Genomic DNA, 16,293 nt, shown 5'->3' with positions numbered 1-16,293 from the left:
ATGAAAAAAACACTCACAATAACTTTTGCTTTGCTAGCAAGTTTGATAATAAATGCTCAAGAAAGCATTTCGTTATCTCTTGAACAAGCAATAGATTATGCATTAAAAAATAGTTATTCTGCTATTAATGCAAATAGAGATATAGATATTGCTAAAAAACAAAAATGGGAAACTACAACTATAGGTTTACCACAAATTAGCGCTACAGTTGATTATCAAAACTGGATAAAACAACAAGTATCACTAATTCCTGCTGAATTTTTTGGAGGTGTAGAAGGTGAATTTTCCGAAGTTGCCTTTGGTACTAAACAAAACATTTCAGCAACGGCAACATTAAACCAATTAATTTTTGATGGTTCGTACATTGTAGGTCTTCAATCGGCAAAGGTTTACTTACAAATCTCAGAAAATTCATTAGAAAAAACTGAATTAAGTATTCGTGAAGCTGTAATTAATGCCTACGGAAATGTTTTATTAAGTGAAGAAAGTATCGAAATTTTAAAAAACAACATTATTTCTGTTGAAAAAACTTTAAATGAAACCAATGAAATGTATAAAAATGGTTTTACTGAAGAAGAAGATGTTGAACAATTAAAAATTACATTGGCCTCAATAAAAAGTAACTTATCTAGAACTGTAAGATTAACAAAATTGGCTTATCAAATGCTTAACATTACGTTAGGTATAGACATTAAAACTAATACTACTTTAACCGATAAATTAAATGATTTAGCACAAAAATCTTCTGAATACGATTTTCTTGCTCAAAGCTTCAATATAGAAGATCATATAGATTATAAAATAGCTAAAAACACAGAGCGTTCAAACGAATTATTAGTAAAACTAGAACAAAGTAAAGCACTGCCTTCACTTTCAGCTTTTGTAAACTTTGGTTACGCTGGATATGGTCAAAATTTTGACTTTCTAAAAAAAGAACAACAATGGTTTGATTCTTCTTTATTTGGAGTAAGCCTAAACGTACCTATTTTTAGTAGCCTAGGAAGAAGTGCTAGCACTCAGCAAGCAAAAATTGAATTAGATAAAGCGAAAACTAATCTAACACAAACTCAGCAAAACTTAATGCTAAACCTAGAATCTGCTAAAACAGAGTATAATTTTAATATTGAAGAATTAGAAACTTCAAAACAAAATTTAGCTTTAGCTAATCGCATTGAGAAAAAGCAACAAATAAAGTATGTTGAAGGAATTTCAAGTAGTTTTGAACTAGCTGAAGCTCAACGTCAATTATATTCAATGCAACAAAATTATTTACAAGCTATGCTAAATGTAATAGCTAGTAAAGCAACATTAGATAACGCACTAAACAAGCCATTAAACTAACAAAACATAAAAAGAAAATGAGAACTAAATTAAACATACTACTAATTACACTCGCTGTAGTTTTAAGCAGCTGTGGAGGTGGCGAAAAAGTAAAAATAGACACTAACAAAATTGAAACTTTAATAGAAAGTAAAGATTTAGCAGGCTTAAAAGAAGCTAAAAAAGCAATTACTACAGATTATTCTGAATTAAGAACAAAATTAGAAAGAATAAACTTAGCGCTAGAAAAATTAGACACTATTACAAAAGCATTTGACGTAACAGCTATAAGTGTTAAAGATACTTTATTTAAACATTATGTAGAATTTCAAGGTAACGTTAAAACAAAACAAAATGTTGTTATTCTTTCTGAATATAATGGAACATTAAGCCGTATTTTTGTTAAAGAAGGTCAACGTGTTTCTAAAGGACAAACCTTGGCAAAAATTGATGATGGTGGTTTAAACCAACAAGTTGCTCAATTACAAGCTCAAGCAGATTTAGCCCAAACTACTTTTGATCGTCAAAAGAAATTATGGGAACAAAAAATAGGTTCCGAAATTCAATATTTACAAGCAGAAACTAATGCAAAATCTGCAATTAATGCTTTAAATCAAACAAAAGCACAACTTGCAAAAACAAGCGTTAGAGCTCCTTTTTCTGGAACTATTGACAATATAATTACAGATCAAGGATCAATTGTAGCCGCTGGTTCTCAATTATTTAGAATTGTAAACTTAAACAGCATGTATGTACAAGCAGAAGTTCCTGAAAAATACCTGAAAAGTGTTAAAAAAGGAACTCTTGCCAAAGTAAATTTACCAATGCTGGGTGAAACTATAGAAAGTGAAATTAGACAGGTTAGTAATTTTATTAATCCAAATAATCGTTCATTTACCGTAGAAGTTGCTGTTCCAAATAAAAACGGAATGATTAAACCTAATTTAACTTCAAAAATTAGTGTAAACGACTACAACAATGAAAAAGCATTTTTAATTCCGTTAAGTATTATTTCTGAGAATGGAAATGGACAGGAATATGTTTACGTTGCAATCGAAAAAGATGGTAAAACAATAGCAAAAAAAGCTATTATTGAAACAGATAAATCTTTAGGAGATTATATTGAGGTAACTAAAGGTCTTGTAAAGGGAGATAAAATAGTTATTGAAGGAGCAAGATCAATTAAAGACGGACAATTAATTAATATCAAGTAACCAAACCAATGGCAAAGAACAAAACAGAAAAAGAATTTGGTTTATCATCATGGGCAATAGATAACAGAACAGTTATTTACGTAATTGTAGGTATATTTCTATTTGTTGGACTATCTGCTTATTACGGAATGCCTCGTGAAGATTTCCCTGAAGTTAAGGAAACCAAAATATATATAAGTTCAATATATCCCGGTAACACAGCCGAAGATATTGAGCGCCTGATTACAGATCCGCTTGAAGAAGAAGTAGAAAACATTTCAAATGTTGTTGAAGTTACTTCAACCTCTCAAGAAGATTATTCAATAATTACTGTTGAATTTGACGAAAGTATTACCGTTGAACAAGCTCTTCAAAAAGTAAAAGATGAAGTAGATGGCGTAAAAGCTGGTGAAGACTGGCCAACTTATAACGAAGCTAAAATTGAACCTGATGTATTCGATTTAAATATTGCTGAAGAAACTCCAATTTCTAACATTAATATTTCAGGAGATTATCCTGTTGAAAAGCTAAAAGAATACGGAGAATACTTGCAAGATGAAATTGAGCGTTTCCCACAAATTAAAGAAGCAGATATTCGTGGTGCACAAGAAAAAGAAGTTGAAGTTGCTGTAGACATTTATAAAATGATGGCTGCAAAAGTGAGTTTTGATGACGTTTTAAACTCTATTTCTGGTGGTAATGTAACAGTTTCGGCAGGTAACTTAATTGCAAGCGGGCAAAGAAGAACTATTCGTGTAATTGGTGAAATTGAAAAACCAATTGAATTATATGATTTTGTAGTAAAATCTGAAAATGGAGCAATTTATTTAAGAGACATTGCTAACGTTTCATTCAAAGAAGAAGAAAAAACAACATACGCACGTTCAACAGGTAAAAATGTTGTAATGTTAGAGGTTAAAAAACGTTCAGGAAAAAACATGATTCGTGCTGCTGAACAAATTGAAGAATTAATAGCAAATGTTAAACAAGGCAATATTATTCCTCCAGATGTAAGTATTGAAATTGCTAACGATTCATCTGAAAAAACACTAAATCAAGTTAACGACCTAGTAAACAATATTATTTTTGGTATTCTTTTAGTGGTTGGTGTATTAACCTTCTTTTTAGGGTTTAGGAACGCCTTATTTGTAGGTTTTGCAATTCCAATGTCAATGTTTATGTCTTTTATGATATTAAACCTTATGGGTTATACCCTAAACACAATGGTGTTATTTGCATTGGTAATGGGACTAGGAATGCTGGTAGATAATGGTATTGTAGTTGTAGAAAACGTATATCGCTTAATGGATGAAGAAGGAATGAGCAGAACTGAAGCCGCTAAAAAAGGTATTGGTGAAATTGCTTTCCCTATCATTATTTCTACTGCAACAACAGTAGCTGCGTTTGCCCCGCTAGGATTTTGGCCAGGTGTAATGGGACAGTTTATGATGATTTTACCAATTACACTTTCAGTAGTACTTGGCTCATCTTTATTTGTTGCTGTGTTTTTTAACTCTGTTTTAACCTCTCATTTTATGAAAATAGATGAAGGTGAAAAGGATGAAATAAATGTAAAACAATTAATACTTTACAGTGGTATTTTATTTGTTATAGGCCTAATAATTTTTATTAGTGGAGGATCTATAAAAGCGTTAGGTACCTTAATGGTATTTATGAGTATTATGCTTTGGGTTTATAAATATGCTTTGAGTAAAGTTGCAGATTATTTTCAAAATGTAATATTAAGAAAATTAGAAATTCGATATAGAAGATTTTTAAAATTTGCTTTAAGTGGTTTTATGCCATATGTATTCTTATTTGGAACTATTGCTTTATTATTTATTTCGTTTATTGTAGTTGGAATTGCACAACCTAAAGTTGAATTTTTCCCAGACAACAAACCGAATCAAATTATAGTTTACATAGAGTATCCGGAAGGAACTGACATTGCTAAAACTAATGAAATTACCAAAAAAATTGAACAAGATGTATACGTAGTACTAGAAAATTATGTAGATAACACTGGTTATAACTATATGGTAGATTCTGCAGTTTCTCAAGTTGGTGAAGGAGCAGGAAATGTGCAAACCGATGGTGGTTCTTCAGCAGAAATGCCTCATAAAGGTAAAATTACCGTTTCTCTTAGAGAATTTAAATACAGAAGAGGAAAAGATAGTGAGGAATTACGTAAAGAAGTTCAAGCTGCTGTTCAAGGCTATCCTGGGGTATTAATCTCTGTAGAAAAAGATGCCAATGGGCCGCCTGCTGGTTACCCTATTAACATTGAAGTAGTTGGTAAAGACTATAATGAATTGATTCAGACCGCCGAGAAAATGAGAATTTTCTTGAATAAAAAAGGAATCTCCGGTGTTGAAGAGTTAAAAATAGATGTAAACAAAGACAAACCAGGAATTCAAGTTAATGTAGACAGAGAAAAAGCAGGAGAGTTAAATATTTCTGCAAGCCAAGTTGGTATGCAAATGCGTAGAGCTTTATTTGGTGCAAAAGCTGGAGTATACAAAGAAGATGGAGAAGATTACGACATAAATGTTCGTTTTAACGAAGAAAACAAATACAATAAGAGTTCTTTATTTAACCAAAAGATTACGTTTAGAGACATGGTCGATGGACAAATAAAAGAAATTCCAGTTGCTGCTTTAGTTAAAGAAGAAAACACTACTTCATTTAGCGCTATTAAACATATAGATTTAGAGCGTGTAGCATTATTATATTCTGGTGTATTAGCAGGTTATAACGCTAACGAAGTTGTTAATAATGTAAAAGCAGAACTAAAAGGTTTTGATGAACTGCCTAATGATGTAAGATTTCAATTTACTGGGCAAATGGAAGAACAAGAAGACAATATGAACTTCTTAATGGGAGCACTTGCAACTGGGCTAGGATTTATTTTATTGTTATTAATTTTCCAATTCAACTCAATTTCTAAGCCTTTAATTATAATGCTAGCTATTTTCTTAAGCTTTATAGGTGTATTATTTGGCCTAGTTATTTTTCAAATGAACTTTGTAATAATGATGACAATGGTAGGTATTATTTCACTTGCCGGAATTGTAGTAAACAATGGTGTAGTACTACTAGATTATACAGAATTATTATTGAGTAGAAAAAAGGAATCTATGGGATTACCAGCAACATACCAATTAAGAAATGAAATTGTATTTAATTTAATTGTTGAAGGTGGTAAATCTCGTTTACGACCAGTATTATTAACGGCAATAACAACTGTATTAGGTTTAGTACCACTAGCTATTGGATTAAATATAGATTTCTTCTCATTATTTAGCGAATTCGATCCTAAAATTTATGTAGGTGGAGATAATGTTATTTTCTGGGGGCCATTGGCTTGGACAGTTATATTTGGTTTAACCTTTGCTACATTCTTAACTTTAGTTATTGTACCAGTATGTTTTTACTTAGTTAACAAATTAAAATATAGAATTAAAGGAAATAAGCAATAATTAAAAAAATATAAAATAGTAAGCAGCTCAAAAACTTATAGTTTTTTGAGCTGTTTTTTTATTTTTAAAAAATTAACTCACTTAATTTTTCGTACCCTTCAATATTGTCATTATCTAACAAATATTGATATATACCTATCTCAGAAATAATAAAAACATGATTTTCTCTAACAATAATATCAAACGAATACGTAACTGGAATTGAAGTAACATATATAGAGTTTGTAGGATCGGAAACATCAAATATTTTCACATCACTATCACAAACCAACAAATAATTATTGTATAAACTTAATCCTTTCGGGCCATCTAACTCTCTTACATTTAACAATTCTGGATTATAAACATCGGCAATATCATAAGTCAACAATTCATTTTGCATACCTCCACAGTTTGTATTTGAATGCAATGTAACATAGGCGTACTCATCATTTGCAACAACAGGGTCGCAAGCTGTAAAATGATTTGATTCCGATACTTTTTTAGGTAATTCCGGGCTAGAAACATCATAAATAAACATCCCTCTTTGTGAACCTATAAATAAATATTCTTTAAAACTAAATAAAGTTTCGATATCAAAACCAATGCTAATAGTATTCACTTTAACTGGACTTTTTTCATTTTGAATATTGAACACGTTTAAATTTTGATAATCTACCGTATATAAATAATTACCTTTTAGAGCAAAAACTGCCAAAGAACCTCCTTGCCCATCATTTGAAGAAACATTTCCGTTACTTGTATCATTATTATCACAACTAAAAAAAACTACTGCAACTATACTAAAATATGTAATAAACTTTTTCATAACTTATTTTAATTTCCAATTAACAACAACCTCATTATCCTCAATGTTTGGAAAGTATCCATCAGGAGACATCATCACCGGAAAAACATTTTTCAGCCTTTTTTCTACATTTAAACCTCCAGTACTGTTATTTAATGTGAGTACAACCAAGTCGGTTGCTTGATTTATATAAAGTGTATTATTCCTAACTGCTACATCTGTTGCTCCAGGAGCTTCTATAAAACTCTGTTTAAATGGGGTTTTTGGATTGTTATTATTTAATATATGAAACCCAGAATTTTTATCATTAATGTATAAAAAATCTCCAATAACATATATTTTACCTGACTCTTGAATTTCTTTAACTTCTTTTAGTACTATTGAGTTATCAAAATCAGACCTAGTCATTATTTCTGGCTCATACATACTATAAATAGGCGGATTATCAGCAGGTGGCCAACAACTAACTAATAAGACATAAACAATCAATAAAATCACTTGTTTCATAACAATTTTCATACTTTTATTTTTTATTAGTTTTATTTATTTCGAATTTACAAAAAAAATGCCCTATTCAAAAACATATACAGTAACCGAAGCAACAAGGTTGTTAGAAAAATATTGTGCATACCAAGAAAGGTGTCATAAAGAAGTTGAACAAAAACTGCACAATTTAAATATGATTACCGAAGCCAAAGAGCTCATTATTTTACACTTAATGGAGCACAATTTTTTAAATGAAGAACGGTTTTCAAAAGCTTTTGTTAGAGGCAAGTTTTCTATAAAAAAATGGGGGAAAATTAAAATTGTAAATGAGCTGAAGTTTAAAAATATTTCAACTTACAATATTAAAAGTGGCTTAAAAGAAATTAACGAAAATCAATATCTCCAAAACTTAGATATGTTAGCTTCAAAAAAAATAAACCTTGTAAAAGAAAGCAACAGCTATAAAAAAAGAGTAAAGGTTTTTAACTATTTAAAATCTAAAGGTTACGAAAATGATATCATAAATAATTGCTTAAACAAACTACTCTAATGTTAAGCTTTTATAAGACTGATTTTTATCATTATTTTTAAATTAAGGTTATCTTAACTTTGAAATAACAAACAAAAAAATCAATCAAAACATGAAAAAATTAGCCTTTATACTCGCAATTCTAGCTATCTCAATTAGCTCATACGCTCAAAACACAAAGTTAAAAACTACAGCAAAAAAAGGAGACTTATTAGAAGTTAAATTATATTATAATAGTGGAGAATTAATGCAACACGGTTTTTATACTGATGATGGAAAAATTTTACACGGATCTTGGGAAAGTTTCAATGAAGATGGAACAAGGCAATGCGTAGCTTTTTACCAAAAAGGTGTAAAAGTTGGAACTTGGATGTACTATAAAAAAGATGAGATTACAAAAGTTACTTACGACAACAATAAAATAACAAACATCGAAAAAATTAATACTAAAGAAGTAATAGACTTTTAGTGTATAAAAAACTTCTTTAAAAATAGAGAGTCTTTCTTTTTATTTATTTTAATTACGTTATTAATATTATCATTAGGAATAGTCAATGAAAGTACATAGTGTTGTATTTTCCATTGGCTATTTACCTTTTTAACAACTCCTGAACCTCTACAAACACCCATCCAAGTATCTAAAACCTCATCAAACCAGGCCAATTCATTGTTTTCATAGATATATATATTTCTATCAACAGCTTTAAAACTCCAAGCTTTTCCTTTATCAAAATGAGGCTTGCTAAAGGATTTAAATTCATCAATTGTCCAATTTTCGGTTACATCAGTTCCTATAAAAACACCATCGGTCGTCATTCCATTAAAATAAGCTTCATAATCAGCTTTTGCTGCATTCTCGTGCCATTTATCCAATTTATCGCAAATCACTTCCTTTTCCACTTCTTTATCTACAACAACCGCTTTCTCGTTATTCTTACAACCAACTAACACCGTAAAACTTATAAGAATTAAATATAGTACCTTTTTCATTGTATTGATTTTCTGTTTTTTAATGGAATTTTAGCTTTAGGAGCTTTTTTTCTAGTTGAATTAATTCTCTTCGTTACCTTTTCCTCTTCTAAAAGAACTGGGCTTTCAGTATCAATTTCTAATGCTTTTTGAATTTCTTCAGCCTTATAAATTGTATTTATTTTTGAATTAAAGGCATCATACAATTCAACAATTTTAAGTACTTCACTGGTAACTTCCTCGTCAGATATTGAAGAGATTAATGCCATATCTGCAAGTCTTAAAGTTTGGTTTTCAAGCACATTAATTCTAGCCTTTACATTTAAACTTTTCAAATTCTCTACTCTAATAGAATCTTTCATTAGTTTTACCAACCCTGTTAATTCTTTTGCATTTGTTAAAGCTTCAAATTTCGAAATATTATAATACTTCAACAAAAACTCATCAAGATCTTTATATTCCTTCCAATTTTCGATTGCTTTTTTTGCTGATGGAATTAAGGTTGTACTAATTGTACTTACAATTTTATCTGAATTTACAATAGTATCGTTTGTTTTAGAAACTTCATTAAGTTTAGGCGACTTATTGCACGAAACTAAAAAAACTAAAACAATAATTAAAAGGCTAAATAGGTACTTCATTTTTAAAATAATTACCGTCAAAAATACTAATAAATAAACTGTTGTTCTAAAAAAATATAAATTTGATAAAAAACAATACCTATATTATGTCATTATTAAATTTCTGTATATTTGAAATTAGATAAAACTACTATTAATAAATGAAAAAAAGCATTTTAATAATTGGAGCCTGCGGACAAATTGGAACTGAGCTCACCTTAAAATTGCGTGAAATTAATGGCAAAAATTCTGTAATTGCATCAGATATTAGAGAGGGTAATAAAGAATTAATGAAATCAGGGCCATTCGAATTTATAAATGCAATGGATTATAACTCCATTTCTAATATTGTAGATAAGTACGCCATAAATGAGATTTATTTAATGGCCGCAATGCTTTCTGCAACAGGAGAAAAATTTCCAGAAAAAGCTTGGGAGTTAAATATGGATTCTTTGTTTAACGTTTTAAATCTCGCAAAAGAAGGCAGAGTTAAAAAAATATTTTGGCCAAGTTCCATAGCTGTTTTTGGACCAACAACACCTAAAGAAAATACGCCTCAAGAAACAATAATGGAACCATCTACGGTTTATGGTATTAGCAAGCAAACAGGTGAACGTTGGTGCGAATACTACTTTAACAAATACGGTGTTGATGTTAGAAGCATTCGTTATCCAGGCATTATAAGTTGGAAAGCAAACCCTGGCGGAGGAACAACAGATTATGCTGTTGAAATTTACCATAAAGCACTATTAATAGGTAAATACAAATCTTTTTTAAAAAAAGAAACCAAATTACCTATGATGTATATGGATGATGCTATTGATGCCACTATTCAAATTATGGATGCGGAACCAGAAACTATAAAAGTTAGATCATCCTATAATTTATCGGCTATGAGTTTTTCTCCAGAAGAACTAGCATTAGAAATAAAAAAAATAGTACCAGAATTTACAATTAAGTATAAGGAAGACTTTAGACAATCTATTGCAGATAGCTGGCCAAAAAGCATAGACGATTCTAGCGCAAGAAAAGATTGGGGCTGGAACCATAAATATGACATTGTAAAAATGAGTGAAAAAATGTTAAACAATCTTCACTCAAAATACAAAATACTCTAATAATTTTTAAAAAGACCTTACCAAAAAAATGTAAGGTCTTTTTGTTTTAAATTTAATATCCCCATATAAATTAACACCTTGAATAAGGTATATAAACCTTGTATCCAAACCCTTACCACCACTAAAACGTTTTAGTAGTTTTCAGGGTTTTATGATAAACATCATATCTTTAAAATAAGGGTTGGGTTAATTTTGTAGTATCAATAAATTAGTTAAACAAAATAACACATATAAAAACTACATTATGAATATTTCACACATCGAACACATAGGAATTGCTGTTGAAAACTTAGAAGAATCAATTAAATATTACGAAGGTGTTTTAGGAATGAAATGCTACAGTATTGAAGAGGTTGCTGACCAAAAAGTAAAAACTGCATTTTTTCAAGTTGGTGACACTAAAATCGAATTATTAGAAAGTACTTCTCCTGATGGACCAATAGGGAAATATATTGAAAGAAAAGGACAAGGAATACACCACATTGCATTCGCTGTACCAGATGCTTCAGAAGCTTTAAAAACTGCTGAAGAAAGAGGTGTTAGATTAGTAGATAAAGTATCTAGACCAGGTGCTGAGGGATTAAACATTGGTTTCCTTCACCCAAAATCTACTCAAGGAGTACTTACAGAACTTTGTTCTAAATAAAATATTAAATAATACATTTATTAAAAACAGATAAGCACATAAAATGGCAAATCAAGAAAAAATTAATGAGCTCATTGAAAAAAGAGCTAAAGCAAAATTAGGTGGTGGAGAAAAGCGTATTGACTCACAACACGCTAAAGGAAAATTAACAGCTCGTGAACGTATTGATATTTTATTAGACGAAGATAGTTTTGAAGAGTTTGACATGTTTGTAACTCACAGAACAAAATCATTTGGATTAGATAAACAAATTTATCTTTCTGATGGTGTTGTAACTGGACACGGAACTATTGACGGAAGAATTGTTTATCTTTTTGCTCAAGACTTTACAGTGTTTGGAGGTTCATTATCTGAAACTTACGCATTAAAAATATGTAAGGTTATGGATATGGCAATGAAAATTGGAGTGCCAGTTATCGGATTAAACGATTCAGGTGGTGCACGTATTCAAGAAGGTGTAAGATCTTTAGCTGGTTATGCTGAAATTTTCCAACGTAATATTATGGCTTCTGGTGTAATTCCACAAATTTCTTCAATTTTAGGACCTTGTGCTGGTGGTGCAGTTTATTCTCCTGCATTAACAGATTTCACCATTATGACTGAAGAAACAAGTTATATGTTTGTTACAGGACCAAAAGTTGTACAAACAGTAACGGGTGAGGTTGTAACAACTGAGCAATTAGGTGGTGCAAAAATTCACTCTACTAGATCAGGTGTTTCTCACTTCTTAGCAGAAAATGATGAAGAAAACTTATTATTAGTTCGTAAAATATTAAGTTATTTACCATCTAATAATTTAGAAGAAGCTCCAGTTATTACTTGTAACGATCCTATTGATAGATTAGAAGATGCTTTAAATGAAATTATTCCTGAAAACCCAAATCAACCTTACGATATTGTTGATGTAATTTCAATTCTTGCCGATAATGGTGAGTTTACTGAAGTTCATAGAAACTATGCTCGTAACATATCTGTTGGTTTTGCTAGGTTTAACGGTCACCCAGTAGGTATTGTAGCAAATCAACCTAAATATTATGCTGGTGTATTAGATATTGAAGCTTCAAGAAAAGCAGCTCGTTTTGTACGTTTTTGTGATGCATTCAACATTCCAATTGTAACACTTGTTGATGTACCAGGATTCTTACCAGGAACAGGTCAAGAATACGGAGGAATTATTTTACACGGAGCAAAATTATTATTTGCTTATGGTGAAGCTACTGTACCTAAAGTAACTATTACATTACGTAAATCTTATGGTGGAGCTCACGATGTAATGAGTTGTAAACAATTACGTGGTGATGTAAACTACGCTTGGCCAACTGCAGAAATTGCTGTAATGGGAGCTAAAGGAGCTGTTGAAGTATTAGAAGGATCTAAAATTAGAAAAATTGAAGATGCTGAAGAGAAACAAGAGTTTATCCAGAAAAAAGAAGATGAGTACACTCAAAAATTTGCAAACCCATATGAGGCTGCAAAATACGGTTTCATTGATGATGTAATTGAACCAAGAAATACTCGTTTTAGAATTGTAAGAGCTCTAGAATTACTTCAAAATAAAAAAGAAGTAAATCCACCTAAGAAACACTCAAACATTCCACTATAATGACTGTACTACCCTTAGTTACCGACCAAATTAGCGAAGGATACGTTATTTTGTTCACAGGATTATTTATTGTTTTTAGTGCATTAGTTACGCTTGCATTATTCTTTAATTTCGGATTACCGGTTTTACTTTATGTATATAAAATTATTACTAAAAGAAAAGACAAAAAAATTAGCGAAATTAAAGTTGAAGCTGATAAAGATTTCACAGGAGAAATTGCAGCAGCTATTGGTGCTGCGGTTCATATGTATATGGATCAACAACACGATCACGAAAGCGCAATTTTAACAATAAAGCAAGTTAAAAAACCATATTCACCATGGAGTTCTAAAATTTACGGAACACAAAATAGACCTAGATAAAAATGAAAACATATAAATTCAAAGTAAACGAAAACGGTTATACAGTTAATGTAAAATCACACGAAGATAATATTATTAACTTAGAGGTTAATGGTACTATGTATGCAGTAAAAATGAAAGAGGAGATTAAGAAAACTAAAACTCCTACTTTAGTTCGTGCAGCATCTAAAAGACCTGCAGAACCATTAAAAGTTAATCCAAAGTCTCAAAAAACTAGAATTGTTGCTCCAATTCCTGGTGTAGTTTTATCACTTGATGTTAAAGTTGGTGACACACTTAAAGTTGGTGACAGAATGCTTGTTTTAGAAGCAATGAAAATGGAAAACAACATTGTTTGTGAAAAAGCAGGTACAATTACCGACATTAAAATTAGTGTTGGTCAACAAGTGCTTCAAGACGAATTAATGATTGAACTAGAATAGAAATTTCTGAGTTATTTGTTTTTCAAAAATGAAATTCAACTAATTCTCTAAAAGAGAAAAAATGAAAAAAGTAATATTAATATTTTGTGTTTTATCATTGCTGATTTTTATTAGACCAGCACTTGGATTAGGCACAAATGGAAGCTCTACAAGCAACCCAGCAGCAACAACAACGCAAGTTGATGATGCTGATAGTGGTAGCATGTTTAACGGAGCATTTGAAGGAATAAAAACATTTTATAGTTATACTGGGTTTGCAAATACTACATCTGGAAATTTAATTATGATTATAATTGGTATTGTATTTATTTACTTAGGTATTAAATATGATTACGAACCATTATTGTTAATTCCTATTGGAACAGGGGTTATATTAGGAAACATTCCTTTTGTAGCAGGTAACCAAACAGGTATTTATGAAGCTGGTTCTGTTTTAAATTACCTATATTTTGGGGTAGTAAAAGGTATTTATCCGCCCCTTATTTTCTTAGGAATTGGTGCAATGACAGATTTTTCATCTTTAATTGCAAACCCTAAATTAATGCTTTTAGGAGCTGCTGCACAAATTGGTGTATTTGCAACTTTTATTGGAGCTTTATACTTAGGTTTCAGTCTTCCTGAAGCTGGAGCAATTGGAATTATTGGTGGTGCTGATGGACCTACGGCGATTTTCTTATCATCTAAATTAGCAAATGGTGTTAATATATTAGCTGATGGAACAACTGTTAAAAACTTAATTGGACCTATTGCTATTGCAGCTTATTCTTATATGGCATTAGTACCAGTTATTCAACCTCCTTTAATGAGGTTATTAATTTCAAAAGAGGATAGAAAAATAAAAATGAAACCACCAAGAGCAGTTTCTCAAAAGGAAAAAATGATTTTCCCTGTGGTTGCATTATTATTAACATTATTCATTTCACCTAGTGCATTACCATTATTAGGTATGTTATTCTTTGGTAACTTATTAAAAGAATCTGGAAGAACTGAAAGATTAGCTGATACTGCTAGAACTAAATTAATTGATATTGTAACTATTTTGTTAGGTGTTACTGTTGGTGCTTCAACACAAGCAGACATATTTATTACAAAAGATTCATTATTAATTTTTGGTTTAGGAGCAATATCATTCGTAATTGCAACTTGTGGAGGATTATTATTCGCTAAGTTTATGAATAGATTCTTAAAAGGAGACAATAAAATTAATCCACTTATTGGTGCAGCAGGTGTATCTGCCGTTCCAGATAGTGCACGTGTTGTACATCATGAAGGATTAAAATCAGACCCAAGTAACTACTTATTAATGCACGCAATGGCTCCTAATGTTTCTGGAGTAATTGGTTCTGCAATTGCAGCGGGTATTATTTTAAGTTTCTTAGGCTAGTTAAATAAAACAAACAATACAATAAATTATAATAAAAATGAAAATACCAAATTCAATGACTGCAGATGAGGCAGTTAAATTAATTGAGTCAGGAAATAGAGTATTAATACAAGGTGGTTCTGCAACTCCTCAAGCATTAATTAATGCAATGGTAGCTAGAGCTTCAGAATTAAGAAATGTTGAATTAGTACACTTACATACAGAAGGTGCTAGTGGTTATACTGCTCCAGAATATAGAGATAGCTTCCATACAAATGCATTTTTTATTGGAGGAAACATTCGTAAAAACATAGGTGACACTGCAGATTACATTCCAATCTTTTTAAGTGATATTCCAACACTTTTCCGTGAAGGATATATGGACTTAGATGTAGTTATGGTAAACGTTTCTCCACCAGACAAACACGGTTTTTGTTCATTAGGAGTTTCTGTAGATATTGTACTTGCAGGTATTGAGCAAGGTAAAAAAGTTATTGCTCAAATTAACCCATTAATGCCTCGTACTTTTGGTGATGCACAAATTAACATCAATAACTTTGATGCTTGTGTTGAAATAGAAGAAGAAATTTACGAAATGAAATTTGTTAAACCATCAGAAACTGAAAGCGCTATTGGTAAAAATATTGCTGAAATTATTGATGATGGAGCAACGCTTCAAATGGGTATTGGAGGAATTCCAAATGCAGTTTTAACTTTCTTACATAACCACAAAAACTTAGGTGTTCATACAGAAATGTTTGCTGAAGGAATTGTTGATTTAGTAGAAAAAGGAATTGTAAACGGATCTCAAAAGAAAGTAAACCCTTACAAAATTGTATCTGGTTTTGCTATGGGTACTCGTCGTTTATACGACTTTATGGATGACAATCCAGAAATCGAAATGAGAGATATTGCTTATGTAAATGATACATCTGTAATTCGTCAAAATCCAAAAGTAACAGCTATTAACTCTGCAATTGAAGTAGATTTAACTGGTCAAATTTGTGCAGATTCAATTGGTACAAGAATGTTCTCTGGTGTTGGTGGTCAAATGGACTTTATGCGTGGAGCTGCTTTATCTCCAGGAGGAAAACCAATTTGTGCTATTACTTCACAAACTGCTAAAGGTGTTTCTAAAATTACTCCAACATTAAAACCAGGTGCTGGTGTTGTAACTACACGTGCTCACGCTCGTTTTGTTGCTACAGAATTTGGTGTGGCTGAGTTATTTGGTAGAAGCTTAAAACAAAGAGCTATTGCTTTAAGAGATGTTGCTCACCCTGATGCAAGAGAAGAACTAGACAAAGCTATCTTCGAAAGATTTGGAAGTAGTTTAATGGTTAAATAAAATTACTGAGTTTAGAGTCCTTAAATTTTGTAATTTTAGGACTCTAAA

The 16,293-nt window shown here is 30.9% G+C and carries 16 protein-coding genes; 12 read left to right on the top strand and 4 right to left on the bottom strand.

All coding sequences use genetic code 11. The annotated features are described in order from the left end of the window. From BLU40_RS13390 to BLU40_RS13380, 3 genes are read left to right on the top strand one after another with little or no spacing between them, the layout of a single operon-like run. The gene (locus BLU40_RS13390; RefSeq protein ID WP_090124518.1) at positions 1-1,341 is read left to right on the top strand and encodes a TolC family protein; all 1,341 of its coding nucleotides are present in this window, start codon (positions 1-3) and stop codon (positions 1,339-1,341) included. A gap of 17 nt (positions 1,342-1,358) precedes the next feature. Then, a complete protein-coding gene (locus BLU40_RS13385; RefSeq protein WP_090124515.1) occupies positions 1,359-2,534 on the top strand; it encodes an efflux RND transporter periplasmic adaptor subunit in 1,176 nt (391 codons plus the stop codon). An 8-nt stretch (positions 2,535-2,542) separates the two neighbouring features. Continuing rightward, complete coding sequence (locus BLU40_RS13380) at positions 2,543-5,992, top strand: efflux RND transporter permease subunit (RefSeq protein ID WP_090124513.1); 3,450 nt, start codon at positions 2,543-2,545, stop codon at positions 5,990-5,992. 64 nt (positions 5,993-6,056) lie between these two features. On the opposite strand, the gene BLU40_RS13375 is transcribed toward BLU40_RS13380, so the two are convergent. Then, a complete protein-coding gene (locus tag BLU40_RS13375) occupies positions 6,057-6,800 on the bottom strand; it encodes an LVIVD repeat-containing protein (protein ID WP_090124510.1) in 744 nt (247 codons plus the stop codon). A 3-nt stretch (positions 6,801-6,803) separates the two neighbouring features. Beyond that, on the bottom strand, positions 6,804-7,286 hold the full coding sequence (locus BLU40_RS13370) for an LVIVD repeat-containing protein (RefSeq protein WP_139170969.1): 483 nt from the start codon (positions 7,284-7,286) through the stop codon (positions 6,804-6,806). 58 nt (positions 7,287-7,344) lie between these two features. On the opposite strand from BLU40_RS13370, the gene BLU40_RS13365 reads away from it, so the two are divergent. After that, a complete protein-coding gene (locus BLU40_RS13365; protein WP_090124504.1) occupies positions 7,345-7,815 on the top strand; it encodes a regulatory protein RecX in 471 nt (156 codons plus the stop codon). Between the two features lie 91 nt (positions 7,816-7,906). Further along, positions 7,907-8,263, top strand: coding sequence for a toxin-antitoxin system YwqK family antitoxin (locus BLU40_RS13360; RefSeq protein WP_090124501.1), 357 nt, complete (start codon positions 7,907-7,909; stop codon positions 8,261-8,263). Here BLU40_RS13360 and BLU40_RS13355 read toward each other — a convergent pair. After that, positions 8,260-8,784 carry a nuclear transport factor 2 family protein gene (locus BLU40_RS13355; RefSeq protein ID WP_090124498.1) on the bottom strand — a complete coding sequence of 175 codons (525 nt, stop codon included), beginning with the start codon at positions 8,782-8,784 and terminating at the stop codon, positions 8,260-8,262. The genes BLU40_RS13360 and BLU40_RS13355 overlap by 4 nt on opposite strands. Beyond that, positions 8,781-9,404 (bottom strand): hypothetical protein, encoded by a 624-nt coding sequence (locus tag BLU40_RS13350; protein WP_090124495.1) that lies wholly within the window; start codon positions 9,402-9,404, stop codon positions 8,781-8,783. Before BLU40_RS13350 ends, BLU40_RS13355 begins: the two co-directional genes overlap by 4 nt. Before the next feature lie 140 nt (positions 9,405-9,544). Between BLU40_RS13350 and BLU40_RS13345 the strand changes: the two genes are divergently transcribed. The 7 genes from BLU40_RS13345 to BLU40_RS13315 all read left to right on the top strand — a co-directional run bounded on the left by BLU40_RS13345 (position 9,545) and on the right by BLU40_RS13315 (position 16,245). After that, positions 9,545-10,501 (top strand): NAD-dependent epimerase/dehydratase family protein, encoded by a 957-nt coding sequence (locus BLU40_RS13345; RefSeq protein WP_090124492.1) that lies wholly within the window; start codon positions 9,545-9,547, stop codon positions 10,499-10,501. A gap of 244 nt (positions 10,502-10,745) precedes the next feature. After that, positions 10,746-11,147, top strand: coding sequence for a methylmalonyl-CoA epimerase (mce, locus tag BLU40_RS13340; RefSeq protein WP_090124488.1), 402 nt, complete (start codon positions 10,746-10,748; stop codon positions 11,145-11,147). Between the two features lie 43 nt (positions 11,148-11,190). After that, positions 11,191-12,750 carry an acyl-CoA carboxylase subunit beta gene (locus tag BLU40_RS13335; protein WP_090124485.1) on the top strand — a complete coding sequence of 520 codons (1,560 nt, stop codon included), beginning with the start codon at positions 11,191-11,193 and terminating at the stop codon, positions 12,748-12,750. Then, positions 12,750-13,112 (top strand): OadG family transporter subunit, encoded by a 363-nt coding sequence (locus tag BLU40_RS13330; RefSeq protein WP_090124482.1) that lies wholly within the window; start codon positions 12,750-12,752, stop codon positions 13,110-13,112. Before BLU40_RS13335 ends, BLU40_RS13330 begins: the two co-directional genes overlap by 1 nt. A 2-nt stretch (positions 13,113-13,114) precedes the next feature. After that, positions 13,115-13,534, top strand: a complete 420-nt coding sequence (locus BLU40_RS13325) for a biotin/lipoyl-containing protein (RefSeq protein ID WP_090124479.1) — start codon at positions 13,115-13,117, stop codon at positions 13,532-13,534. A 61-nt stretch (positions 13,535-13,595) separates the two neighbouring features. Continuing rightward, positions 13,596-14,918, top strand: a complete 1,323-nt coding sequence (locus BLU40_RS13320) for a sodium ion-translocating decarboxylase subunit beta (protein ID WP_090124476.1) — start codon at positions 13,596-13,598, stop codon at positions 14,916-14,918. Positions 14,919-14,955: 37 nt separating this feature from the next. Beyond that, a complete protein-coding gene (locus BLU40_RS13315) occupies positions 14,956-16,245 on the top strand; it encodes an acetyl-CoA hydrolase/transferase family protein (RefSeq protein WP_090124473.1) in 1,290 nt (429 codons plus the stop codon). Positions 16,246-16,293 lie beyond the last annotated feature (48 nt).

Source organism: Lutibacter oricola (genome assembly GCF_900106565.1).
Lineage (GTDB): Bacteria > Bacteroidota > Bacteroidia > Flavobacteriales > Flavobacteriaceae > Lutibacter > Lutibacter oricola.
This window is presented reverse-complemented; position numbering and strand designations above follow the sequence as displayed.